This is a genomic window from Streptomyces sp. EDA2-14 (genome assembly GCF_054963755.1).
On sequence record NZ_JBUEGE010000002.1, the window covers coordinates 398,997 to 423,447 of the forward strand.

Annotated in this window: 18 protein-coding genes; 14 read left to right on the forward strand and 4 right to left on the reverse strand. The window is 68.2% G+C overall.

Features of this window, described 5'->3' with window-relative positions; translation table 11 throughout:
• The first annotated feature begins 48 nt into the window (after positions 1-48).
• The 10 genes from ACY34M_RS08165 (at position 49) to tuf (ending at position 15,637) form a co-directional block, all read left to right on the forward strand.
• The gene (locus ACY34M_RS08165; RefSeq protein ID WP_462716253.1) at positions 49-1,008 is read left to right on the forward strand and encodes an SCO4651 family lipoprotein; all 960 of its coding nucleotides are present in this window, start codon (positions 49-51) and stop codon (positions 1,006-1,008) included.
• A gap of 266 nt (positions 1,009-1,274) precedes the next feature.
• Entirely contained in the window at positions 1,275-1,805 is a 531-nt protein-coding gene (gene rplJ, locus ACY34M_RS08170; protein WP_462716252.1) for a 50S ribosomal protein L10, read from the forward strand.
• A 117-nt stretch (positions 1,806-1,922) separates the two neighbouring features.
• On the forward strand, positions 1,923-2,312 hold the full coding sequence (gene rplL / locus ACY34M_RS08175; RefSeq protein ID WP_385755860.1) for a 50S ribosomal protein L7/L12: 390 nt from the start codon (positions 1,923-1,925) through the stop codon (positions 2,310-2,312).
• A gap of 585 nt (positions 2,313-2,897) precedes the next feature.
• Complete coding sequence (gene rpoB / locus ACY34M_RS08180) at positions 2,898-6,383, forward strand: DNA-directed RNA polymerase subunit beta (protein WP_462716251.1); 3,486 nt, start codon at positions 2,898-2,900, stop codon at positions 6,381-6,383.
• Positions 6,384-6,479: 96 nt separating this feature from the next.
• A complete protein-coding gene (locus tag ACY34M_RS08185) occupies positions 6,480-10,379 on the forward strand; it encodes a DNA-directed RNA polymerase subunit beta' (RefSeq protein ID WP_462716250.1) in 3,900 nt (1,299 codons plus the stop codon).
• A 118-nt stretch (positions 10,380-10,497) separates the two neighbouring features.
• Positions 10,498-11,019: a DUF1707 and DUF4190 domain-containing protein gene (locus ACY34M_RS08190; protein WP_462716249.1), complete on the forward strand. Its 522-nt coding sequence runs from the start codon at positions 10,498-10,500 to the stop codon at positions 11,017-11,019.
• A gap of 261 nt (positions 11,020-11,280) precedes the next feature.
• A complete protein-coding gene (rpsL, locus tag ACY34M_RS08195; protein ID WP_003948652.1) occupies positions 11,281-11,652 on the forward strand; it encodes a 30S ribosomal protein S12 in 372 nt (123 codons plus the stop codon).
• A gap of 2 nt (positions 11,653-11,654) precedes the next feature.
• Entirely contained in the window at positions 11,655-12,125 is a 471-nt protein-coding gene (rpsG, locus tag ACY34M_RS08200; RefSeq protein ID WP_111663838.1) for a 30S ribosomal protein S7, read from the forward strand.
• Positions 12,126-12,164: 39 nt separating this feature from the next.
• The gene (fusA, locus tag ACY34M_RS08205) at positions 12,165-14,291 is read left to right on the forward strand and encodes an elongation factor G (RefSeq protein ID WP_462716248.1); all 2,127 of its coding nucleotides are present in this window, start codon (positions 12,165-12,167) and stop codon (positions 14,289-14,291) included.
• A 152-nt stretch (positions 14,292-14,443) separates the two neighbouring features.
• Entirely contained in the window at positions 14,444-15,637 is a 1,194-nt protein-coding gene (tuf, locus tag ACY34M_RS08210; protein WP_399227927.1) for an elongation factor Tu, read from the forward strand.
• 114 nt (positions 15,638-15,751) lie between these two features.
• Here tuf and ACY34M_RS08215 read toward each other — a convergent pair whose 3' ends face one another.
• From ACY34M_RS08215 to ACY34M_RS08230, 4 genes are all read right to left on the reverse strand, one after another.
• Positions 15,752-17,740: a PIG-L family deacetylase gene (locus ACY34M_RS08215; protein ID WP_462716247.1), complete on the reverse strand. Its 1,989-nt coding sequence runs from the start codon at positions 17,738-17,740 to the stop codon at positions 15,752-15,754.
• Positions 17,741-17,855: 115 nt separating this feature from the next.
• The gene (locus ACY34M_RS08220; protein WP_462716246.1) at positions 17,856-19,349 is read right to left on the reverse strand and encodes an ADP-ribosylglycohydrolase family protein; all 1,494 of its coding nucleotides are present in this window, start codon (positions 19,347-19,349) and stop codon (positions 17,856-17,858) included.
• Between the two features lie 109 nt (positions 19,350-19,458).
• The gene (locus tag ACY34M_RS08225) at positions 19,459-20,805 is read right to left on the reverse strand and encodes a carbohydrate-binding protein (protein WP_462716245.1); all 1,347 of its coding nucleotides are present in this window, start codon (positions 20,803-20,805) and stop codon (positions 19,459-19,461) included.
• A gap of 68 nt (positions 20,806-20,873) precedes the next feature.
• A complete protein-coding gene (locus ACY34M_RS08230; protein WP_462716244.1) occupies positions 20,874-21,881 on the reverse strand; it encodes a LysR family transcriptional regulator in 1,008 nt (335 codons plus the stop codon).
• A gap of 514 nt (positions 21,882-22,395) precedes the next feature.
• On the opposite strand from ACY34M_RS08230, the gene rpsJ reads away from it, so the two are divergent.
• From rpsJ to rplW, 4 genes are read left to right on the forward strand one after another with little or no spacing between them, the layout of a single operon-like run.
• Positions 22,396-22,704: a 30S ribosomal protein S10 gene (gene rpsJ / locus ACY34M_RS08235; RefSeq protein WP_003948644.1), complete on the forward strand. Its 309-nt coding sequence runs from the start codon at positions 22,396-22,398 to the stop codon at positions 22,702-22,704.
• Positions 22,705-22,721: 17 nt separating this feature from the next.
• Positions 22,722-23,366, forward strand: coding sequence for a 50S ribosomal protein L3 (gene rplC / locus ACY34M_RS08240; protein ID WP_422408941.1), 645 nt, complete (start codon positions 22,722-22,724; stop codon positions 23,364-23,366).
• Between the two features lie 8 nt (positions 23,367-23,374).
• On the forward strand, positions 23,375-24,028 hold the full coding sequence (rplD, locus tag ACY34M_RS08245) for a 50S ribosomal protein L4 (protein ID WP_462716243.1): 654 nt from the start codon (positions 23,375-23,377) through the stop codon (positions 24,026-24,028).
• The gene (rplW, locus tag ACY34M_RS08250) at positions 24,028-24,447 is read left to right on the forward strand and encodes a 50S ribosomal protein L23 (protein ID WP_462716242.1); all 420 of its coding nucleotides are present in this window, start codon (positions 24,028-24,030) and stop codon (positions 24,445-24,447) included. The genes rplD and rplW overlap by 1 nt, the downstream gene beginning before the upstream one ends.
• The last annotated feature ends 4 nt before the right edge of the window (positions 24,448-24,451 follow it).

The window sequence follows — 24,451 nt, forward strand, 5'->3', positions numbered from 1 at the left end:
CCGATACTGTGCGGACAGATCAAGACGCTCCAAGGGGTGGGAATCGACATGACTGTTTCCGTACGACGTGTGGTCGGCGCCGCCGCCGTCACCGCGCTGCTGTGTTCCGCCGTCGCCGCGTGCAGTGGGGGAGACGACAAGGGCAGCGAGAAGAAGGCTTCCGGCTCGGGCTCCCAGTCGGTCGCGCAGGCCGTCACGGCCGCGTACAAGAAGACCTCCGCGGCCAAGTCCGCCAAGGTCGACATGACCATGAAGATGCCGTCCGCGGCCCAGGGCGGCGGCGACATGAAGATGTCCGGCACGATGGGCTGGGACCCGACCGTCATGGATATGACGATGTCGGGCTCCGCGCTCTCCGCCGGCGGCCAGGACGCGCCGAAGAACATCCGCATGCTCATGCAGGACAACGTGATGTACATGGACATGGGCGCCGCGGCGGCCAAGGACATGAACGGCAAGCGCTGGATGAAGATGGACCTCGCCGCCATGGCGAAGAAGTCCGGCGACGAGAAGCTGGCCGGCCAGATGACCGGCAGCCTGGACAACATGAGCCAGGACCCGTCCCAGCAGATCGCCGTCCTGCTCGACTCGCCGAACCTGAAGCACCTCGGCTCGGCCACCGTGGACGGTGCCGAGACGGAGCACTACAAGGGCAAGCTGACGGTCGACGAGATGCTGGCGAAGAACGACTCGCTGAAGGTCCTCAGCAAGTCCGAGCGCGACCAGCTGCTCAAGTCGGTCAAGAAGGCCGGTATCAAGACCTACGACACCGAGCTGTGGATCAACAAGGACGACCTGCCGGTCCGGCTCGACGTCACGATGGACAGCTCGCAGGGCGCCATCCAGATGTCGGAGAAGTTCTCCGACTACGGCGCCGCGGTGAAGGCCGACGTGCCGCCCGCGAGCCAGACCTTCGACATGATGCAGATGCTCAAGGAGCTCGGCGGGGCGTCCGGCGCCGGCGGTGCCACCGGTTCCTCCGCGTCGGGTATTGACAGCGGCGTCTGAGCGGATTTGCTCGACAGGCCCTGCTTCCCGTAATCTTCTACAGAAGCCAAAGACCGCTGGTCGTTGCCGTGCGCTCGCAAGAGAGTCCGGTGGCCGAAGGATCCGCTGAAACTGCGGACGACCCGCGCAGGTGACTGTGGAAGTGCTCCCTCAAGGATTCGTCCGTGATGGTCGAGCTCACGCCCCGTGCGCCTGCGCCGGGGCGTTTCGTTTTCCCCAGCCTCCTTGCGAGCGGTCCTCATCACCCGGAAGGAGGCTGACGCTCTATGCCGACGCCCGACAAGGCTGCCGCGGTAGCCGAGCTCACGGACAAGTTCCGCAGCTCGAACGCCGCTGTGCTGACCGAGTACCGGGGTCTCACCGTGGCCCAGCTCAAGCAGCTGCGCCGTTCGCTCGGTGAGAACTCCGAGTACGCCGTGGTGAAGAACACGCTGACCAAGATCGCGGCCAACGAGGCCGGGATCAACACGCTGGACGACCTGTTCAACGGTCCGACGGCGGTTGCCTTCGTCACCGGTGACCCGGTGGAGTCGGCCAAGGGTCTTCGTGACTTCGCCAAGGAGAACCCGAACCTCGTCATCAAGGGCGGTGTCCTTGACGGCAAGGCGCTGACCGCCGACGAGATCAAGAAGCTTGCGGACCTCGAGTCCCGCGAGGTTCTGCTCTCCAAGCTGGCCGGTGCCTTCAAGGCCAAGCAGTCCCAGGCTGCCTCGGTCTTCAACGCGCTGCCGACGAAGCTCGTCCGCACCCTGGACGCGCTCCGCGCCAAGCAGGACGAGCAGGGCGGTGCCGAGTAACTCGGCTCGCTTTCTGATCCTCGCCGCCTGAGAGGGCTGCAGGGATCACAGCGGGCCGGAACGCCCGCCTCACCCAGTACATCCGGCACCTGCCGATTTAGTGGAAGGACCGCCATCATGGCGAAGCTCACCCAGGACGAGCTGCTTGCGCAGTTCGAGGAGATGACCCTCATCGAGCTCTCCGAGTTCGTGAAGGCCTTCGAGGACAAGTTCGACGTCGAGGCTGCCGCTGCCGCCCCGGTCGTCGTCGCCGGTGGTGCCGCTGGTGGCGCCGCCGCCGAGGCCGCCGAGGAGCAGGACGAGTTCGACGTCATCCTCACCGGCGCCGGCGACAAGAAGATCCAGGTCATCAAGGTCGTGCGCGAGCTCACCTCCCTGGGCCTCAAGGAGGCCAAGGACCTCGTCGACGGCACCCCGAAGCCGGTCCTCGAGAAGGTCGCCAAGGACGCTGCCGAGAAGGCCAAGGAGCAGCTCGAGGGCGCCGGCGCGGCCGTCGAGGTCAAGTAAGACCTCTTCGAGTCTGTCGACTCCTCTTTCGGTGAAACTGCTCCCTCGGGAGCTGTAACGCCGAGGTACCGAAGGGCGATCACCCAACTGGGTGGTCGCCCTTCGGCGTTGTCTGAACCGCAGGCCGAGGGTGCCTTGCGCTGTCGGTCGTGCAGAGTATGGTGATCTTCGTTGTGCCTGGCGCCACCCCTGTTCGGCCAAGAGGGGGCCTTGACGAACAGCACGCAGCGCGCAATTCTCAGGACGCGTCGTCACAACGATCCGGATCCGAGGCATGGATCGACGGCGAAGAGGGCAGTAAGGATGTGCGCTCAGCGCACAGGGAACGCCGCAGACGGTGAACGGTTGAGAACAACGAGGGTCTCAAAAAACCCGCACTGGACATCAGTGGGCCTTCTGGCTACACTGTCCCTTTGCGCTGCCTGTTAGCTGCTCCCTGCCCGTCACCAGGGGCATGCCCTCGCCTCAGCACCGTGGATTGAACCGGCTCTGACCTGGCCTTACGCCAGATCAGGGGCTCTGTCCCGTGTATGGCTTGGGACCGGTACGCGCGTAGTGAGTCCGAGCCCTCGGAAGGACCCCCTCTTGGCCGCCTCGCGCAACGCCTCGACCGCGAATACGAACAACGGCGCAAGCACCGCCCCGCTGCGCATCTCCTTTGCAAAGATCAAGGAGCCTCTCGAGGTTCCGAACCTGCTCGCGCTGCAGACCGAGAGCTTTGACTGGCTGCTCGGCAACACCGCTTGGCAGAGTCGGGTCGAGGAGGCTCTGGAGTCGGGTCACGACGTCCCCACGAAGTCCGGTCTGGAGGAGATCTTCGAGGAGATCTCCCCGATCGAGGACTTCTCCGGGTCGATGTCCCTGACCTTCCGCGACCACCGCTTCGAGCCGCCGAAGAACTCGATCGACGAGTGCAAGGAGCGCGACTTCACGTACGCGGCTCCGCTCTTCGTCACCGCTGAATTCACCAACAACGAGACCGGCGAGATCAAGTCCCAGACGGTCTTCATGGGCGACTTCCCGCTCATGACGAACAAGGGCACCTTCGTCATCAACGGCACCGAGCGTGTCGTTGTCTCCCAGCTGGTCCGCTCGCCGGGTGTCTACTTCGACTCCTCCATCGACAAGACGTCCGACAAGGACATCTTCTCCGCCAAGATCATCCCGTCCCGGGGGGCCTGGCTGGAGATGGAGATCGACAAGCGCGACATGGTCGGTGTCCGCATCGACCGCAAGCGCAAGCAGTCCGTCACCGTTCTCCTGAAGGCTCTCGGTTGGACGACCGAGCAGATCCTCGAGGAGTTCGGCGAGTACGAGTCCATGCGCGCCACCCTGGAGAAGGACCACACCCAGGGCCAGGACGACGCGCTGCTCGACATCTACCGCAAGCTGCGTCCGGGCGAGCCGCCCACGCGCGAGGCCGCGCAGACGCTGCTCGAGAACCTCTACTTCAACCCGAAGCGCTACGACCTCGCGAAGGTCGGCCGCTACAAGGTGAACAAGAAGCTCGGTGCCGAGGAGCCGCTGGACGCCGGCGTACTCACCACCGACGACATCATCGCCTCGATCAAGTACCTCGTGAAGCTGCACGCGGGCGAGACCGAGACGGTGGGCGAGTCGGGCCGGGAGATCGTTGTCGAGACCGACGACATCGACCACTTCGGCAACCGTCGTATCCGTAACGTCGGCGAGCTCATCCAGAACCAGGTCCGTACGGGTCTCGCCCGTATGGAGCGCGTCGTGCGCGAGCGCATGACGACCCAGGACGTCGAGGCGATCACGCCGCAGACCCTGATCAACATTCGCCCGGTCGTGGCGTCGATCAAGGAGTTCTTCGGCACCTCGCAGCTGTCCCAGTTCATGGACCAGAACAACCCGCTGTCGGGGCTGACGCACAAGCGTCGTCTGAACGCCCTCGGCCCGGGTGGTCTGTCCCGTGAGCGGGCGGGCTTCGAGGTCCGAGACGTGCACCCGTCGCACTACGGCCGCATGTGCCCGATCGAGACGCCCGAAGGCCCGAACATCGGTCTGATCGGCTCGCTCGCCTCGTACGGCCGGATCAACCCCTTCGGTTTCATCGAGACGCCGTACCGCAAGGTCGTCGACGGTGTCGTCACCGACGACGTCGACTACCTGACGGCCGACGAGGAGGACCGCTTCGTCATCGCGCAGGCCAACGCGCCGCTGACGGAGGAGCTCCACTTCGCCGAGGCCCGCGTCCTGGTCCGCCGCCGTGGCGGTGAGGTCGACTACGTCCCCGGTGACGACGTCGACTACATGGACGTCTCGCCGCGCCAGATGGTGTCGGTCGCGACCGCGATGATCCCGTTCCTCGAGCACGACGACGCCAACCGTGCCCTCATGGGCGCGAACATGATGCGTCAGGCCGTGCCGCTGATTAAGTCCGAGGCGCCGCTCGTCGGCACCGGCATGGAGTACCGCTGCGCCACCGACGCCGGCGACGTGCTCAAGGCCGACAAGGACGGTGTGGTCCAGGAGGTCTCCGCGGACTACATCACGACCGCCAACGACGACGGCACGTACACCACGTACCGCCTGTCGAAGTTCTCCCGCTCCAACCAGGGCACTTCTGTCAACCAGAAGGTCGTCGTGGACGAGGGCGCGCGGATCATCACCGGCCAGGTGCTGGCCGACGGTCCCGCGACCGAAGAGGGCGAGATGGCCCTCGGCAAGAACCTGCTCGTGGCGTTCATGCCGTGGGAGGGTCACAACTACGAGGACGCGATCATCCTGTCGCAGCGCCTCGTGCAGGACGACGTCCTCTCCTCGATCCACATCGAGGAGCACGAGGTCGACGCCCGTGACACCAAGCTCGGCCCGGAGGAGATCACCCGGGACATCCCGAACGTCTCCGAGGAGGTCCTCGCCGACCTCGACGAGCGCGGCATCATCCGCATCGGTGCCGAGGTCATCGCCGGCGACATCCTCGTCGGCAAGGTGACCCCGAAGGGTGAGACCGAGCTGACGCCGGAGGAGCGCCTGCTGCGCGCCATCTTCGGTGAGAAGGCCCGCGAGGTCCGTGACACCTCCCTGAAGGTGCCGCACGGCGAGACCGGCAAGGTCATCGGCGTCCGCGTCTTCGACCGTGAAGAGGGCGACGAGCTGCCGCCGGGCGTGAACCAGCTGGTCCGCGTCTACGTGGCCCAGAAGCGCAAGATCACCGATGGTGACAAGCTCGCCGGCCGTCACGGCAACAAGGGCGTCATCTCGAAGATCAACCCGATCGAGGACATGCCGTTCCTCGAGGACGGTACGCCGGTCGACATCATCCTGAACCCGCTGGGTGTGCCGTCCCGAATGAACCCGGGACAGGTCCTGGAGATCCACCTCGGCTGGCTCGCCAGCCAGGGCTGGGACGTCTCCGGCCTGAGCGACCAGTGGGCCCAGAGCCTCCAGGCGATCGGCGCCGACCAGGTCGAGCCGCGGACGAACCTCGCGACCCCCGTCTTCGACGGTGCGCGCGAGGACGAGCTCGCGGGTCTGCTCGAGAACGCCCGGCCGAACCGCGACGGCGACCGCATGGTCCTCCCGTCCGGCAAGGCGAGGCTGTTCGACGGCCGCTCCGGTGAGCCGTTCCCGGACCCGATCTCGGTCGGGTACATGTACATCCTCAAGCTGCACCACCTGGTCGACGACAAGCTGCACGCCCGGTCGACCGGTCCGTACTCGATGATCACCCAGCAGCCGCTGGGTGGTAAGGCTCAGTTCGGTGGCCAGCGCTTCGGTGAGATGGAGGTGTGGGCGCTTGAGGCTTATGGCGCCGCTTACGCCCTCCAGGAGCTGCTGACGATCAAGTCCGACGACGTGACCGGCCGCGTGAAGGTCTACGAGGCCATCGTCAAGGGCGAGAACATCCCCGAGCCCGGCATTCCCGAGTCCTTCAAGGTGCTCATCAAGGAAATGCAGTCCCTGTGCCTCAACGTGGAGGTGCTGTCCTCGGACGGCATGTCCATCGAGATGCGCGACACCGACGAGGACGTCTTCCGCGCAGCGGAGGAGCTCGGCATCGACCTGTCGCGGCGCGAGCCGAGCAGCGTCGAAGAGGTCTGACGGGAGTCCGGTAGGGGCCCGGAAACGGGCCCCCGCCGACCCCTCGACCCCCGTTTCAGACCACAGACTTACAACCCTGAGAGGGATTGACGCATAGTGCTCGACGTCAACTTCTTCGATGAGCTCCGGATCGGTCTGGCCACCGCTGACGACATCCGTCAGTGGAGCCATGGCGAGGTCAAGAAGCCCGAGACCATCAACTACCGCACCCTCAAGCCGGAAAAGGACGGGCTCTTCTGCGAGAAGATCTTCGGTCCGACCCGGGACTGGGAGTGCTACTGCGGCAAGTACAAGCGCGTCCGCTTCAAGGGCATCATCTGCGAGCGCTGTGGCGTCGAGGTCACGCGCGCCAAGGTGCGTCGTGAGCGGATGGGCCACATCGAGCTTGCCGCTCCCGTCACCCACATCTGGTACTTCAAGGGCGTTCCGTCGCGTCTGGGCTACCTGCTCGACCTCGCCCCGAAGGACCTCGAGAAGGTCATCTACTTCGCGGCGTACATGATCACGTTCGTCGACGAGGAGCGTCGTACCCGCGACCTGCCCTCCCTCGAGGCGCACGTCCAGGTCGAGCGTCAGCAGATCGAGAACCGTCGCGACTCCGACCTGGAGGCCCGCGCCAAGAAGCTCGAGACCGACCTGGCCGAGCTCGAGGCCGAGGGTGCCAAGGCCGACGTGCGCCGCAAGGTGCGCGAGGGTGCCGAGCGCGAGATGAAGCAGCTGCGCGACCGTGCGCAGCGCGAGATCGACCGTCTGGACGAGGTCTGGTCGCGCTTCAAGAACCTCAAGGTCCAGGACCTCGAGGGCGACGAGCTGCTCTACCGCGAGCTGCGTGACCGCTTCGGCACGTACTTCGACGGCTCGATGGGTGCCGCGGCGCTGCAGAAGCGCCTGGAGACCTTCGACCTCGACGAGGAGGCCGAGCGCCTCCGCGAGATCATCCGTACCGGCAAGGGCCAGAAGAAGACCCGTGCGCTCAAGCGCCTCAAGGTCGTCTCCGCGTTCCTGCAGACCAGCAACAGCCCCAAGGGCATGGTGCTCGACTGCGTGCCGGTCATCCCGCCGGACCTGCGTCCGATGGTGCAGCTGGACGGTGGCCGCTTCGCGACCTCCGACCTGAACGACCTGTACCGCCGCGTCATCAACCGCAACAACCGCCTGAAGCGCCTTCTCGACCTCGGTGCGCCCGAGATCATCGTGAACAACGAGAAGCGCATGCTCCAGGAGGCCGTGGACGCCCTCTTCGACAACGGTCGTCGTGGTCGCCCGGTCACCGGTCCGGGCAACCGCCCGCTGAAGTCCCTCAGCGACATGCTGAAGGGCAAGCAGGGTCGTTTCCGTCAGAACCTTCTCGGTAAGCGTGTGGACTACTCCGCGCGTTCCGTGATCGTCGTCGGTCCGCAGCTGAAGCTGCACCAGTGCGGTCTGCCGAAGGCCATGGCGCTGGAGCTCTTCAAGCCGTTCGTGATGAAGCGCTTGGTCGACCTGAACCACGCGCAGAACATCAAGAGCGCCAAGCGCATGGTGGAGCGCGGCCGCACGGTCGTGTACGACGTCCTCGAAGAGGTCATCGCCGAGCACCCGGTTCTGCTGAACCGTGCTCCCACCCTGCACCGCCTCGGCATCCAGGCCTTCGAGCCGCAGCTGGTCGAGGGCAAGGCCATTCAGATCCACCCGCTCGTCTGCACCGCGTTCAACGCGGACTTCGACGGTGACCAGATGGCCGTCCACCTGCCGCTCTCCGCGGAGGCGCAGGCCGAGGCCCGCATCCTGATGCTGTCCTCGAACAACATCCTCAAGCCCGCCGACGGCCGTCCGGTGACGATGCCGACCCAGGACATGGTCCTCGGTCTGTTCTTCCTCACCACCGACGGTGAGCTCCGTGACGTCAAGGGCGAGGGCCGCGCGTTCGGCTCCACGGCCGAGGCGACCATGGCGTTCGACGCCGGCGAGCTGGCGCTCCAGTCGGCCGTCGACATCCGCTTCCCGGTGGGCACCATGCCGCCGCGCGGCTGGACCCCGCCGCCCGTCGAGGAGGGTGAGCCCGAGTACCAGCCGGGCGACAGCTTCCGGCTGCGCACGACCCTGGGCCGCGCGCTCTTCAACGAGCTGCTGCCCGAGGACTACCCGTTCGTCGACTACTCGGTGGGCAAGAAGCAGCTCGGCGAGATCGTCAACGACCTGGCGGAGCGCTACCCCAAGGTCATCGTGGCGGCGACGCTCGACAACCTGAAGTCGGCCGGCTTCTACTGGGGCACCCGTTCCGGTGTCACCGTGGCCATCTCCGACGTCGTCGTTCCCGAGGCGAAGAAGGAAATCGTCGCGGGCTACGAGGCGCAGGACGAGAAGGTCCAGAAGCAGTACGAGCGCGGTCTCATCACGAAGGAAGAGCGCACTCAGGAGCTCATCGCGATCTGGACCAAGGCGACCAACGAGGTCTCCGAGGCGATGAACGCGAACTTCCCGAAGACCAACCCCATCTTCATGATGGTTGACTCGGGTGCCCGAGGAAACATGATGCAGATGCGTCAGATCGCGGGTATGCGTGGTCTGGTGTCGAACGCCAAGAACGAGACGATCCCGCGTCCGATCAAGGCCTCCTTCCGTGAGGGCCTGTCGGTGCTGGAGTACTTCATCTCGACTCACGGTGCTCGTAAGGGTCTGGCGGACACCGCTCTGCGTACCGCCGACTCCGGTTACCTCACGCGTCGTCTGGTCGACGTCTCGCAGGACGTCATCATCCGCGAGGAGGACTGCGGCACCGACCGTGGCCTCAAGCTCCAGATCGCGGAGCGCGGCGCCGACGGTGTGCTGCGCAAGACCGAGGACGTCGAGACCAGCGTCTACGCCCGCATGCTGGCCGAGGACGTCGTCGTCGACGGCAAGGTCATCGCGCCGGCCAACGTCGACCTGGGTGACGTGCTCATCGACCAGCTGGTCGCGCACGGCATCGAGGTCGTCAAGACCCGCTCGGTCCTGACCTGTGAGTCGGCGGTCGGCACCTGTGCCTTCTGCTACGGCCGCTCGCTGGCCACCGGCAAGCTGGTCGACATCGGTGAGGCGGTCGGCATCATCGCCGCCCAGTCCATCGGTGAGCCCGGTACCCAGCTGACGATGCGTACCTTCCACACCGGTGGTGTGGCCGGTGACGACATCACCCAGGGTCTGCCCCGTGTCGTCGAGCTCTTCGAGGCTCGTACGCCGAAGGGTGTCGCCCCGATCTCCGAGGCCGCGGGCCGTGTCCGCATCGAGGAGACCGAGAAGACCAAGAAGCTCGTCGTCACCCCGGACGACGGCAGCGACGAGACGGCGTTCCCGATCTCGAAGCGTGCCCGTCTCCTGGTGGGCGAGGGCGACCACGTCGAGGTCGGCCAGAAGCTGACCGTGGGTGCCACCAACCCGCACGACGTGCTGCGCATCCTCGGCCAGCGTGCGGTCCAGGTGCACCTGGTCGGCGAGGTCCAGAAGGTCTACAACTCGCAGGGTGTGTCGATCCACGACAAGCACATCGAGATCATCATCCGGCAGATGCTGCGCCGCGTGACGATCATCGAGTCCGGCGACGCCGAGCTGCTGCCCGGCGAGCTGGTCGAGCGCTCGAAGTTCGAGGGCGAGAACCGTCGTGTGGTCACCGAGGGCGGTCACCCCGCCTCCGGCCGTCCGCAGCTGATGGGTATCACCAAGGCCTCGCTGGCGACGGAGTCCTGGCTGTCGGCCGCCTCCTTCCAGGAGACGACCCGAGTCCTGACGGATGCGGCGATCAACGCCAAGTCCGACAGCCTCATCGGCCTCAAGGAGAACGTCATCATCGGTAAGCTCATCCCGGCCGGTACGGGTCTGTCCCGCTACCGCAACATCCGGGTGGAGCCCACCGAGGAGGCCAAGGCCGCGATGTACTCGGCCGTCGGCTACGACGACATCGACTACTCGCCGTTCGGCACCGGCTCCGGCCAGGCCGTTCCGCTGGAGGACTACGACTACGGTCCGTACAACCAGTAAGCGAGCAGCTGCTTGAAACCGCAGGGCGGTCACTCCGGTGAGAACCGGGGTGGCCGCCCTGCGGCGTATTGGCGCATGATGGATGCCACTACATGTTCGGGTCCGGGGGAGTGGTCTTGTGTCGAATCCGTCGTGGCAGCCGGTCCCGTGGCCGGGGCAGCAGGGCCATCAGCCGTCGATGCTGGCCGCTCACGCCGACCGGGAGCGGGCGGTCGACGTGCTGCGGGCGGGCTTCGCCGAGGGGCGGCTGCAGCAGAGCGAGTACGAGCGGCGGATCGAGCGGGCCTACCAGGCGCGCACCGTGGGGGAGCTGAGCATGCTCGTCGCCGATCTGCCGCAGGGGCCGGCGCCTCAGCAGCAGCCGATGATGGGCGTGCCGCGGACCTTCCTGCCGCCGCCCCCGGCCACGAACGGCAAGGCGATCGGCGCCCTGGTCTGCGGTGTCGGCACGGTCTTCAGTGGCGGGGTGTCCGGTATCCCCGCGGTGATCCTGGGTCACATGGCGCGCAAGGAGATCCGGGAGCGGGGCGAGACCGGCGACGGCATGGCGGTCGCCGGGCTGGTGCTCGGGTGGCTGTCCATCGCGTTCTGGACCTTGATCATCCTCATGGCCGTGATCTCGGTGGCCGCCGGCAACTAGCGACGGCGCCCGGCGTGTCCTGGCTCCGGGGTATTTGTTTTGACCACAGCGTATGAGATAGGTACGCTCAGACCTTGTGCCTGGGGTGTGCCTGGGCTCGTGTGCGTGTCATCAGCCGCACGGCGAGTCCGATCATGGCCACCGCAATCTGCCGCCTTCCCGCCTCGAGCGGGGGTCTGCAGTATTCGACACACCCGACCGCGTGGGTCGGGAAAGTTCCAGGTTAGCTTTACTACTCGGCACACAGAAACCGGAGAAGTAGTGCCTACGATCCAGCAGCTGGTCCGGAAGGGCCGGCAGGACAAGGTCGAGAAGAACAAGACGCCCGCACTTGAGGGTTCGCCCCAGCGCCGTGGCGTCTGCACGCGTGTGTTCACGACCACCCCGAAGAAGCCGAACTCGGCCCTCCGTAAGGTCGCGCGTGTGCGTCTGACCAGCGGCATCGAGGTCACGGCCTACATTCCGGGTGAGGGACACAACCTGCAGGAGCACTCCATCGTGCTCGTGCGCGGTGGCCGTGTGAAGGACCTGCCCGGTGTTCGCTACAAGATCATCCGCGGTTCCCTCGACACCCAGGGTGTCAAGAACCGCAAGCAGGCCCGCAGCCGCTACGGCGCCAAGAAGGAGAAGTAAGAATGCCTCGTAAGGGCCCCGCCCCGAAGCGCCCGGTCATCATCGACCCGGTCTACGGTTCTCCTCTGGTGACCTCCCTCATCAACAAGGTGCTGCTGAACGGCAAGCGCTCCACCGCCGAGCGCATCGTGTACGGCGCCATGGAGGGCCTGCGTGAGAAGTCGGGCAACGACCCGGTCATCACGCTCAAGCGCGCGCTCGAGAACATCAAGCCGACCCTCGAGGTCAAGTCCCGCCGTGTCGGTGGCGCGACCTACCAGGTTCCGGTTGAGGTCAAGCCCGGCCGCGCCAACACCCTCGCGCTCCGCTGGCTCGTCGGCTACTCGCGCGCCCGCCGCGAGAAGACGATGACCGAGCGTCTGATGAACGAGCTGCTCGACGCCTCCAACGGCCTCGGTGCTGCCGTGAAGAAGCGCGAGGACACGCACAAGATGGCCGAGTCCAACAAGGCCTTCGCGCACTACCGCTGGTAGTCGCAACCCACATCGAGACCGAGAGAAGACTGAAGCCTTATGGCTACCACTTCGCTTGACCTGGCCAAGGTGCGCAACATCGGCATCATGGCCCACATCGACGCGGGCAAGACGACCACCACCGAGCGGATCCTGTTCTACACCGGCGTTTCGTACAAGATCGGTGAGGTCCACGACGGCGCCGCCACGATGGACTGGATGGAGCAGGAGCAGGAGCGTGGCATCACGATCACGTCTGCTGCCACCACCTGTCACTGGCCGCTCGAGGACAACGACTACACGATCAACATCATCGACACCCCGGGGCACGTCGACTTCACCGTTGAGGTGGAGCGCTCCCTGCGTGTGCTCGATGGTGCCGTGACCGTGTTCGACGGTGTCGCCGGTGTCGAGCCGCAGTCCGAGACGGTATGGCGTCAGGCCGACCGTTACGGCGTGCCGCGCATCTGCTTCGTCAACAAGCTGGACCGTACCGGCGCCGAGTTCCACCGCTGCGTGGACATGATCTCGGACCGCCTGGGCGCCCAGCCGCTCGTCATGCAGCTCCCGATCGGGGCCGAGGCCGACTTCCAGGGTGTCGTCGACCTCGTCACCATGAAGGCGTACGTCTGGTCGGCCGAGGCCGCCAAGGGCGAGGCCTACGACACGATCGAGATCCCCGACACGCACAAGGAGGCTGCGGACGAGTACCGCGGCAAGCTCCTTGAGGCCGTCGCGGAGAACGACGAGGACATGATGGAGCTGTACCTGGAGGGCACCGAGCCCACCGTGGAGCAGCTGTACGCCGCGATCCGTCGCATCACCATCGCGTCCGGCAAGTCCGCCGACACCACGGTCACCCCGGTGTTCTGCGGTACCGCGTTCAAGAACAAGGGCGTTCAGCCCCTGCTCGACGCGGTTGTGCGCTACCTGCCGACCCCCCTTGACGTCGACTCCATCGAGGGTCACGACGTGAAGGACCCGGAGAAGGTCGTCGCCCGCAAGCCGTCCGAGGACGAGCCGCTGGCGGCCCTCGCGTTCAAGATCGCGAGCGACCCGCACCTCGGCAAGCTCACCTTCATCCGGGTTTACTCGGGTCGCCTGGAGGCCGGCACCGCGGTGCTGAACTCCGTCAAGGGCAAGAAGGAGCGCATCGGCAAGATCTACCGCATGCACGCGAACAAGCGTGAGGAGATCGCGTCGGTGGGCGCCGGTGACATCGTCGCCGTCATGGGCCTGAAGCAGACCACCACCGGTGAGACGCTGTCCGACGACAAGAACCCGGTCATCCTGGAGTCCATGGACTTCCCGGCGCCGGTCATTCAGGTCGCCATCGAGCCCAAGTCCAAGGGTGACCAGGAGAAGCTGGGTGTCGCCATCCAGCGTCTCGCGGAGGAGGACCCCTCCTTCCAGGTGCACTCGGACGAGGAGACCGGCCAGACCATCATCGGTGGTATGGGCGAGCTCCACCTCGACGTCCTCGTCGACCGTATGCGCCGCGAGTTCAAGGTCGAGGCCAACGTCGGCAAGCCGCAGGTCGCGTACCGCGAGACCATCCGCAAGACGGTCGAGAAGGTCGACTTCACGCACAAGAAGCAGACTGGTGGTACCGGCCAGTTCGCCAAGGTGCAGATCTCGATCGAGCCGATCGAGGGTGGCGACGCGAGCTACGAGTTCGTGAACAAGGTCACCGGTGGTCGCATCCCGAAGGAGTACATCCCTTCGGTCGACGCCGGCTGCCAGGAGGCCATGCAGTTCGGCATCCTCGCCGGTTACGAGATGACCGGTGTGCGCATCACGCTGCTCGACGGTGCCTTCCACGAGGTCGACTCCTCGGAGCTGGCCTTCAAGATCGCCGGCTCGCAGGCCTTCAAGGAGGCCGCGCGCAAGGCCGGTCCCGTGCTCCTTGAGCCGATGATGGCCGTCGAGGTCACCACGCCCGAGGACTACATGGGCGAGGTCATCGGTGACATCAACTCCCGTCGTGGCCAGGTTCAGGCCATGGAGGAGCGGATGGGCGCCCGCCTCGTCAAGGGCCTGGTCCCGCTGTCGGAGATGTTCGGCTACGTCGGAGACCTCCGCAGCAAGACGTCGGGTCGCGCGAGCTACTCGATGCAGTTCGACTCCTACGCCGAGGTTCCGCGGAACGTCGCCGAGGAGATCATCGCGAAGGCCAAGGGCGAGTAACTCACTCGAGTTCACGCTTTAGGCTTGACTCCGGAGCTCTTGGGGCATTTCGCGGCAACAGCCGCGAAATGCCCCGGGAACCCGGCTTTCCAGCAAAGATCACCTGGCGCCGATGAAGCAAGGCGTACAGAACCACTCCACAGGAGGACCCAGTGGCGAAGGCGAAGTTCGAGCGGACTAAGCCGCACGTCAACATCGGCACCATCGGTCACATTGACCACGGTAAGACGACCCTCACGGCCGCCATTACCAAGGTGCTGCACGACGCGTACCCCGACCTGAACGAGGCCTCGGCCTTCGACCAGATCGACAAGGCTCCTGAGGAGCGCCAGCGCGGTATCACGATCTCCATCGCGCACGTCGAGTACCAGACCGAGGCGCGTCACTACGCCCACGTCGACTGCCCGGGTCACGCGGACTACATCAAGAACATGATCACGGGTGCCGCGCAGATGGACGGCGCCATCCTCGTGGTCGCCGCCACCGACGGCCCGATGCCGCAGACCAAGGAGCACGTGCTCCTGGCCCGCCAGGTCGGCGTTCCGTACATCGTCGTCGCCCTGAACAAGGCCGACATGGTGGACGACGAGGAGATCCTGGAGCTCGTCGAGCTCGAGGTCCGTGAGCTCCTCTCCGAGTACGAGTTCCCGGGCGACGACGTTCCGGTCGTCAAGGTCTCGGCGCTCAAGGCGCTCGAGGGCGACAAGGAGTGGGGCGACTCCGTCCTCAAGCTCATGCACGCCGTCGACGAGGCCATCCCGGCCCCGGAGCGCGACGTCGACAAGCCGTTCCTGATGCCGATCGAGGACGTCTTCACGATCACCGGTCGTGGCACCGTCGTCACCGGCCGCATCGAGCGTGGTGTCCTCAAGGTCAACGAGACCGTCGACATCATCGGCATCAAGACCGAGAAGACCACCACCACGGTCACCGGCATCGAGATGTTCCGCAAGCTGCTCGACGAGGGCCAGGCCGGTGAGAACGTCGGTCTCCTCCTCCGTGGCATCAAGCGCGAGGACGTCGAGCGCGGCCAGGTCATCATCAAGCCCGGTTCGGTCACGCCGCACACCGAGTTCGAGGCCCAGGCCTACATCCTGTCCAAGGACGAGGGTGGCCGCCACACGCCGTTCTTCAACAACTACCGTCCGCAGTTCTACTTCCGTACGACGGACGTGACGGGCGTTGTGACCCTCCCCGAGGGCACCGAGATGGTCATGCCGGGCGACAACACCGAGATGTCCGTCCAGCTCATCCAGCCGGTCGCCATGGAAGAGGGCCTGAAGTTCGCCATCCGTGAGGGTGGCCGGACCGTGGGCGCCGGCCAGGTCACCAAGATCAACAAGTAAGTCTCACTTACCTGTTGGGCTTGATGCCTGGTAGCTCATAGAGCACCTGAGAGGGCCCGTACGACTTCGGTCGTACGGGCCCTTTCTGCTGTCCGGACGCTTGTCCTGACGCTGTTACGCGCGCACCTGCGTCGGCCGCCACAGCCACGGCCGGGCGTCGGGGGAGAGGCCCGCGGCGGCCGGGCCTTTGGAGGTCAGGGCCAGGGCCGGGCCGTCCAGGGTGACCGGCGGCGTGCTCGGGCGCGTGGTGCGGCCCGCGTGGTGGAGCTGGATCCGGCCGCGCGTGTCACGGCCGAGGAGGTGCGCGCCGGCCGCGGCCACCGGACCGTAGCCGGGGAAGTCGACGCGCGGTCCGCCGGCGCTCAGCAGTTCGGCGGAGGCCGGCGGGCGGTAGTAGAGGCGGTCGCCGGACGCGGCGATCGCGTCGGCGGGGACGGCAAGGCCGCTCAGGGGCGCGGGGCCCCGAGGCGTCCAGTGGTGGACGGTGTCGCGGCCCGGCGCGTAGACGTGGACCTCGCCGTCGTCGCCGACGACCGCCGTGAGCCCGTCCTGGACCGGGCCCCCGCCGAGCCCGCGCCACGGGGACCAGGAGCCGGACGTCTCCCGCACCCGCGTGCTGACGCCCTGCCCCGCGTTGCGTACGAAGAGGTGGACGCGGCCGTCCGGGGCGGTGACCGCCACCGGGACACCGATGCGGCGGGCGCGGTCGGGGTCGGTCTCCGGGTTGCCGAGGCCCTTCCACACCCGCTGGTCAAGGGCCACGATCTCGCGCACGTCGGCGCCGTTCTCCACGGACGCGAGGCGCAGGCCGACGACGAGGTGGCGGCCGCCGGGGAGCACGACGGCCGCGAGGGACGGGGCGAGCGGGCCGCCGCCGAGGTCGACCGGGTCGCCGAACTCGCCGTCCTTCTCCGTGTACCGGACGGCGCGCAGGCCGAGCACGCCGTACGCGGTGAGCCGTCCTTCGCCGTCCGGGAGGAGGGCGAGCCGGGGGCCGGGGTAGCGGTAGTGGGTGGCGCGGACCCAGCCCTTGCGGTTGGTGAGGGGACGGTCGCCGCCGACGTTGTAGTCGCCGCAGCCCGACGGGTTGCCGCAGCTCCAGTCGGGGGCGGCGCCGTACGGGACGAGCTGGGCGGCCTTCGCCTCAAGGACCTGCGGCGGCAGGTTCTTCGGCCAGTGGTTGTTGTAGTAGCCGCGGAAGGCGGTGGCGGCGAACGCGGGCGGTCCGCCCTTGGACCGCTGCGCCCAGCGGATCAGCGCGGCCCAGCTGAAGCAGGCGACGGCCGTGTGGTCGGCGTGGTCGGAGTAGCCCGGCTGCTCGCTGTCGCGGATCTGCGTGAGCCGGTCGCTGTGCTGGATGTCGGGATCCGGGTCGAGGGTGTGCACGAGGGTCGGGCGGTACCGCTCGAAGAGCGCGACGAGCACGCCGATCAGGGACTCGTGGTCGTAGGCCTGGACGGCGCGCAGCGGGGAGCCCACGGGGACGAGTGTGCGCAGCCGCAGTCCGGGTTCGCGCCACAGGGCGGGGACGCCCATGTGGCCCTCGGGGGTGTGCATGCCGAGGTTCAGGTGCACCAATTCGACGCTGTGGCCGCGGTGTTGGAGCGAATCGACCTCGACCCGGAACCCACCGGGCAGTTGCACGGCGCTCGTGGTCCAGCGGGTGAAGAGGGGCAGGCCGAGCTGCTCCGCGTACGCCTGGCGCAGGCCCTGGTGGCGGGCCGAGGAGTAGGCCGCCTTGTCGGGGGCCGGTGCGCGGTCGGTGGCCGTCTTGTTGCGGCCGTCGGCCTCGCCCGCGGTGACGTACACGCAGACGACCGGGGTGCCCGCGTCGAGGGCCTGCCGGGTGTCAGGGTTCATGAAGTACAGGTCGTCGTCGGGGTGGGCGAGGACCTGGAGCAGCAGGGCGCGCTCGGCCTGTGCGGCGGCGCGGCCGGTGGCGGGCGCGGGGACGGTGGTGCGCGCCGGTGCGGGATCGGTGCGGGAGCAGGCGGTGAGGGTGCCCGCTGCGGCGAGCGCGGCGACGCTCAGGAGGGTGCCGCGGCGCGAGGGGCCGCGCCGGGCGGCTATGTCGGGCAGGGGTGTGGCAGGTCTTTCCCGCACGGTGGCGCTCACTTCCGTTCGCTGCCGAGGCAGCGGTTCGAAGGTGGTGCGCGCGCCTCTGTTCAGGTGGGTCACCTCAACAGAGGGGCAACGGGGTGGCCGGGTTCCGGTGACCTCAGTCTCTGTCCCAAGCCTTTGCCAGGGCGTCGAGGCGCTCGCGGTACTCGACGGCCTGCTGCCACTCCTGCGGCCAGTTCCCCTTTCCGCGGTGGGCGCCGGCGAAGGCTCCCGCCAGGGCGGCGGTCGCGGCGGAGGCGCCGGAGGTGTGCGCGGCGCGCCGCACGGCCCAGCGGGGACCGTCGGTGACCAGGAATGCGTACAGGGCGCCCGCGAGCACCCCGTCGGCGGTCCACGCGGTGCCGACGGCGGCGCCCGGCTCCCGGTCCGGATCCTTGGTGGCGAGGGCCGAGGCCACGGTGTCCAGGGCCGTCAGGCACTCGTCCCAGCCCTGCGCGACGTACGCGGCGGGGTTCTCGGCGCCCGCCCGCGCGGCCAGGTCGCCGAGCCAGTCCGTGCGGTACGTCCAGCGGGACGCGGCCGCGTGGGCGCGCAGCTCGTCGAGGAGCGCGGCCGGTTCGCAGCCGTGGGCGAGGAGGTGCACGGCGTGCGCGGAGAGGTCGCTCGCGGCGAGCGCCGTCGGGTGGCCGTGGGTGAGCGCGGACTGCAACTGCGCGATGCCCGACCGCTGTTCGGCGCTCACATACGGGGTGAGACCGACGGCGGCGGCCCGCACCACGGTGGCGCAGCCCTTGGAGTCGCGCGCGGAGGCCGCCTGCCAGGGGATCTGCCGCTCCAGCGCGGTGCACGCGTCGAGCGTGGTGCGGCCGGGCGCGCGGTCGTTGTCGGGTGCGCGCAGCCAGCGCACGAGGTGGGTGCGCAGCGCGGCGGCGACGGCCGCGGGGGTGAGCCAGGGCGGGGCGGGCAGCGCGCCGCGCGTGGTCAGGCTGTGCCGCGACTCCGCCTCGGTCAGCGGCGCCCGGACGGCGACCTCGGCGAGCGCCTCCGCGACCGCGAGGGTGAGCTGTGTCTGGTCGGACACCCGGACCGACTCGCCGTCGTACAGCGGGAGTTCCATCTGCCGCCAGCCGCCGTACGTCGCCGTGATCCGGTCCGGGCACAGGTTGGACAGCGGGCGGCCCATCGCGTCGCCGACGGCGAGGCCGACGAGGGCGCCGCGCGCGGCGGACCAGCGGCGCTCGGGGGCGTGCCGGTCCGCGAGCTCGTCCAGGACGCGCACGTGCGGGGCGGTGGCCACGGGGCCCGCCACCAGGTGGCCGGGGCCGGCGTCGGCGATCAGTTCCTGGAGGACCTGGGACGGGGTGCGGCCGCGGGCCTTGGCGTCGTCGAGCCGGGGCCGCAGGTTGACCGCCTTGTGCCGGGCGTCCCTGCGGTCGATCTGGCCGGCCGCCCCGTCCTCGTCGTTCGCCCACACGTAGCCGGTGACGGTGCCCTTGGCGTCGGCCACGGCGACGTAGCGGACGGGCAGTTCGGTCGTGGACGCGTACCGGTCGGGACCGCTCACGAGGTTGAAGGCCAGATCCTCCTCGAAGCGCGGATTGATGTACGCGCGCGGGACGAAGTGCGGGCCCGGACCGGCCGGTCGACTCACGTGGGCTTCTCCTCTGACGGCTCTCGCTTCAAGATCCGTCACAGACAAGCACACGCTTCCCCGTCGTCACCAGCCGCTCCGGGCCCTGCCCCGCGCTGTCGGGCCGGGGTCAGACGCGCTGCCAGAGGGCGGGCACGTTCGGCGGCTGCCAGCCGGCCTGCGCCTGGTGGGTCTGGAGGCAGCGGTAGGTGGCGCCGCCGTACGTCACCGTGGCGCCCGCCTGGTAGACGGTGCCTGCGGCCCAGGTGCCGCCCGGCTCGCCGGGCTCACCGGGGTTGCCCGGATCGCTGCCGCCCGCGGTCTTCAGCGTCAGACCGTAGTTCTGCAGGATCGGGTTGACCGGCTGGAAGTACGTGGTGCCGCCGCTGGTGCAGTTGCCCGAGCCGCCCGACGTGACGCCCTGGGCCTGGCTGCCGGAGATGAACGAGCCGCCGGAGTCGCCCGGTTCGGCGCACACCGAGGTGCGGGTCACGCCGGAGACGGTGCCCTCCTGGTAGGTGACGCTGGTGTTGAGCTGCTGGACGGTGCCGCAGTGCCAGCCGGTGGTGGAGCCCGAGCGGCACACGGAGGAGCCGACCGTCGCCTGCGTGGATCCGGCGACCTGCGCGCTCGAACCGTTCACGTTCGGGGTCGCGGTCCAGTTGGCGTTGGTGGCCACCCACGCCATGTCGTTGCCGGGGAAGATCGAGGCCTGGAAGGTGCCCTGGGCGACCCGGTTGGAGCCGCTGGTGGGTGTGCCCGCCTGCCCGCAGTGCCCGGCCGTGGCGAAGCCCTGCTGGGTGCCGCGGGTGACGGGGAAGCCGATGGAACAGCGGCCGCTGTTGTTCATGTAGTACGCGTCACCGCCGCGCAGGTCGTACAGCGGCCGCGGCCGCTCCTTCGACGCGACGACCCGTACGAGGCCGGGCTGAACCCCCGCCGCCTTCAGCAGCGCGTCCGCGGCGGAGCGCCGACTCGCCTCCACCACAAGGGAGTTGGAGGGCGCATCGACGTACCAGACCGGCGTCGCCGCGGTGTCGTGGTGCTTCGCGGCCCGGTCGACGCGGGCCTTCGCGGCGTCGAGCGCGGACAGTGTGTGCGCCGCGATCCGGGCGCGGGCGCCCGCCGCCTCGATGCGGGGGACGTCGGCCGCGTCGGTCGTCGCCACGGTCAGCACGTCGGACGCGGCGCCGCGCACCCAGGCGCCCGCGAAGTCCCGGCCGAGCGCGAGCCGCAGTCGGCCCGCGGCGGCGCCCGCGTCGGCCTCGTTGGCCAGCCGCTCGCGGGCCTGCGTGCGGTCGAGGCCGAGGTCCCGCTGCATGGCGCTCAGCAGGGCGGGCGGGGCCTCGTCGGTGCGGAGGGTGTCGGCCGGAGCGGGGGAGGGCGCGGCCGTCGCGGAACTGCCGAGCCCCGCGACGATCAGCGCGGCCGACGAGATCAGGGCCGCGTACACGGCCCTGGTGCGTCTGTGCAGCATGGCGTCTCCTCGGTGTCGGGTGGGGAGGTGCCGAAACCGTAGGAGGCCGGATCGGGCCGCATAAGACGTCAGCCGACCCCCGGGGCCGGTGTTATGGCGGCCCCGTCGGCCGGTGCGACGCCGTCGGCGGTGGCGTCGGTGGCGTCGGTGCCGTCGGTGGCGCTGTCGGCGGCCGTGCGGGCCGTGTCCGCGTGTGCGCCGCGCGCCTGCCTGAGGACGAGGTCGACGGTGTCCGGGTGCTGGGTGCCGGGGTGCAGCCCCAGCAGATGCCGCCACAGCAGCGGGGCCCCGGCGAGCGGGCGCACCGTGATGCCCGGCGTCGGCGGGAACGTGGCCCGGCACAGGCCCACCGCCCGGCCGACCTGCACCAGGTGCACGCAGGACGCGGTGTCCGTCTCGTACATGCGGCGCGGGGTGAAACCGGCGCGGGCGCACGCCGCGGTGAAGCAGTCGGCGAAGCAGCCGTCGCCGGGCACGCAGGCCCAGGCCTCACCGGCCAGCGCCGTCAGCTCCGCCTCGGGAGCGTCGACCAGCGGATGCCCGTCCGGCAGCATCACGCAGACCGGGTCCAGGGCGATCTCCCGCCACTCCAGGTGGGCGGGGCCCGGCGGGGGAGCGGAGCCGCAGGTGCCGAGCAGGGCGAAGTCGAGCAGCCCCTGGTCCACGTGGTCCGCCAGCTCCCGCTCGGACCAGGAGGCGCGGGTCGTCACGGCGGTGTCCGGCAGCTCCTCGGCGAGCCGGTCGACCAGGGCGCCGAGCAGCGGTCCGTGCGTCCCGCCGAGCCGCAGCCGCTCGCTGCCCCGGCGTGCGTGGGCGAACCGGGTCGCCTCCTGCTGCAGCTCGGACACGGCCGGCAGGACGATCCGGGCCCGCTCCAGGACCAGCTCGCCGAGGGCGGTGGCCCGCACCCCGTGCCGACCGCGCTCGAACAGTTCTCCGCCCAGGGCCCGCTCGATCCGTCTGAGCTGGGCGCTCAGCGCGGGCTGCGCGAGCCCCAGCACGGTCGCCGCCCTGGTGAGGCTGCCCGCATCGGCGATCGCCCGGACCGTCCTGAGATGCCGCAACTCCAGCTCCATGATGGGAGCTTGAGGCGTGTGGGCAGCGGGAGCAAGGGGCTGGTACGGGCCTTTGCGGTGGTAACCGGTGCGGAGCCGGGGAAGCGCGACACGGACACCCCTGGTTTGACCTTCGTCACTGAGGGGGTACTCTCTTCGGCTCGATTGGCCCCGGACGTGCCCTGTATGGCAGACTGTCGGGGTTGCTCGGTTGAGTGCCGATGCTGCGCGCCTCCCGCCGGGAGGACCGGAAGCGAGTCCCACAGTACTCGTCGCCCTATCTGTCGATTGCGGCAGCACTGGGGCGGACGTACGGGAATCTTCCGGGAAGCGTCAGCGCGGTTCCCCGACCAGGCGCTCGGTGGGTTTCTTCCCCCGTGCTTGCGGTCTTGGCCGCGGCCCCCTTAGCAGGGACATCCATGCGGATATTTCTGTCAGCGGGACTGCGACACGCCCGACCGCGTGGGGCGGAGGAAGTGTGAAACAGGGCCCCCGGGTTCCAGAGCGTTACGAGAGACAGGACTACTAAGTAGCCATGGCGGGACAGAAGATCCGCATCCGGCTCAAGGCCTACGACCACGAGGTCATCGACTCCTCGGCGAAGAAGATCGTCGAGACGGTGACCCGCACTGGTGCGTCGGTCGCGGGCCCGGTGCCGCTGCCTACCGAGAAGAACGTGTACTGCGTCATCAAGTCGCCGCACAAGTACAAGGACTCTCGCGAGCACTTCGAGATGCGCACGCACAAGCGCCTCATCGACATCCTCGACCCGACGCCGAAGACCGTTGACTCCCTGATGCGACTCGACCTTCCGGCCGGCGTCGACATCGAGATCAAGCTCTGAGGGCCGGTGATCTGAAGATGACTAAGCAGATCAAGGGCATCCTGGGCGAGAAGCTCGGCATGACGCAGGTGTGGGACGAGAACAACCGTGTTGTTCCGGTCACCGTCGTCAAGGCCGGTCCGAACGTGATCACCCAGGTTCGTACCAACGACGTCGACGGTTACGACTCCGTCCAGCTCGCCTTCGGCGAGATCGACCCGCGCAAGGTGAACAAGCCGCTCAAGGGCCACTTCGCCAAGGCCGATGTCACCCCCCGTCGCCACCTCGTCGAGATTCGTACGCCGGACGCGTCCGAGTACACCCTCGGCCAGGAGATCACCGCTGAGGTGTTCGACGGCGGCGTCAAGGTCGACGTGACCGGCCAGAGCAAGGGCAAGGGCTTCGCCGGTGGCATGAAGCGGCACAACTTCAAGGGCGGCAAGGCCTCCCACGGTGCCCACCGCATCCACCGCAAGCCGGGCTCCATTGGCGGTTGCGCCACCCCCGGCCGTGTGTTCAAGGGCACCCGCATGGCGGGCCGCATGGGCAACGAGCGGGTCACCACCCAGAACCTGACCGTCCACGCCGTTGACGCGGAGAAGGGTCTGCTGCTCATCAAGGGCGCGGTTCCTGGTCCGAACGGCGGCCTCGTCCTGGTCCGTACCGCGACCAAGGGGGCCTGAGGTAACCGATGAGCACTGTTGACATCCTTTCGCCGGTGGGCGACAAGGCCGGGTCCGTCGAGCTCCCCGCGGAGATCTTCGACGTTGAGAAGGTCAGCATCCCGCTGATCCACCAGGTCGTCGTCGCACAGCTGGCCGCTGCCCGTCAGGGCACGCACAAGACCAAGACCCGTGGCGAAGTCCGCGGCGGTGGCAAGAAGCCGTACCGCCAGAAGGGCACCGGCCGCGCCCGTCAGGGCTCGACCCGCGCTCCGCAGTTCGCCGGCGGTGGCATCGTCCACGGCCCCGTGCCGCGCGACTACTCGCAGCGGACCCCGAAGAAGATGAAGGCTGCCGCGCTGCGTCACGCCCTCACCGACCGGGCCCGCAACGCTCGCATCCACGTCGTCTCCGGCGTGGTCGAGGGCGAGGTCTCCACGAAGGCCGCCAAGACGCTGTTCGGCAAGATCTCGGAGCGCAAGAACGTGCTCCTGGTCGCCGAGCGTGCCGACGAGGCCGCGTGGCTCTCCGCCCGCAACCTGCCCCAGGTCCACATCCTGGAGCCGGGCCAGCTGAACACGTACGACGTTCTCGTCTCGGACGACGTGGTCTTCACCAAGGCCGCTTTCGAGTCCTTCGTGTCTGGCCCCAAGGCCGCTGACACCGAAGGGAGCGAGGCCTGATGGCTACGCGTCACCCGAGCATTGCCTCCAAGGCTGCGAAGGCCGCCAAGGCCGCGCGCGTCGCCAAGGCGAAGCGCATCGCGACCGAGGGCAAGGTCGCCGTTGAGCCGACCCCGCTGAGCAAGTCCTTCGCGGACCCGCGCGACGTCCTCGTCAAGCCGGTCGTCTCCGAGAAGTCCTACGCGCTTCTCGACGAGGGCAAGTACACGTTCGTCGTGGCCCCCGGCGCCAACAAGACCCAGATCAAGCAGGCCGTCGAGACGGTCTTCTCGGTCAAGGTCACCGGCGTCAACACGATCAACCGTCAGGGCAAGCGGAAGCGTACGCGCACCGGGTTCGGCAAGCGTGCCGACACCAAGCGCGCCATCGTGACCCTCGCTGAGGGCGACCGTATCGACATCTTCGGCCAGGCCTCCTAACGGA

Coding starts and splice junctions, on each gene's coding strand:
- ACY34M_RS08230 (WP_462716244.1), bottom strand. CDS start 21,881: ATGGAGCTGGAGTTGCGGCATCTCAGGACGGTCCGGGCGATCGCCGAT.
- rplC (WP_422408941.1), top strand. CDS start 22,722: ATGACTAAGCAGATCAAGGGCATCCTGGGCGAGAAGCTCGGCATGACG.
- rplW (WP_462716242.1), top strand. CDS start 24,028: ATGGCTACGCGTCACCCGAGCATTGCCTCCAAGGCTGCGAAGGCCGCC.
- rpsJ (WP_003948644.1), top strand. CDS start 22,396: ATGGCGGGACAGAAGATCCGCATCCGGCTCAAGGCCTACGACCACGAG.
- rplD (WP_462716243.1), top strand. CDS start 23,375: ATGAGCACTGTTGACATCCTTTCGCCGGTGGGCGACAAGGCCGGGTCC.
- ACY34M_RS08165 (WP_462716253.1), top strand. CDS start 49: ATGACTGTTTCCGTACGACGTGTGGTCGGCGCCGCCGCCGTCACCGCG.
- rpsG (WP_111663838.1), top strand. CDS start 11,655: ATGCCTCGTAAGGGCCCCGCCCCGAAGCGCCCGGTCATCATCGACCCG.
- fusA (WP_462716248.1), top strand. CDS start 12,165: ATGGCTACCACTTCGCTTGACCTGGCCAAGGTGCGCAACATCGGCATC.
- rplL (WP_385755860.1), top strand. CDS start 1,923: ATGGCGAAGCTCACCCAGGACGAGCTGCTTGCGCAGTTCGAGGAGATG.
- ACY34M_RS08225 (WP_462716245.1), bottom strand. CDS start 20,805: ATGCTGCACAGACGCACCAGGGCCGTGTACGCGGCCCTGATCTCGTCG.
- rplJ (WP_462716252.1), top strand. CDS start 1,275: ATGCCGACGCCCGACAAGGCTGCCGCGGTAGCCGAGCTCACGGACAAG.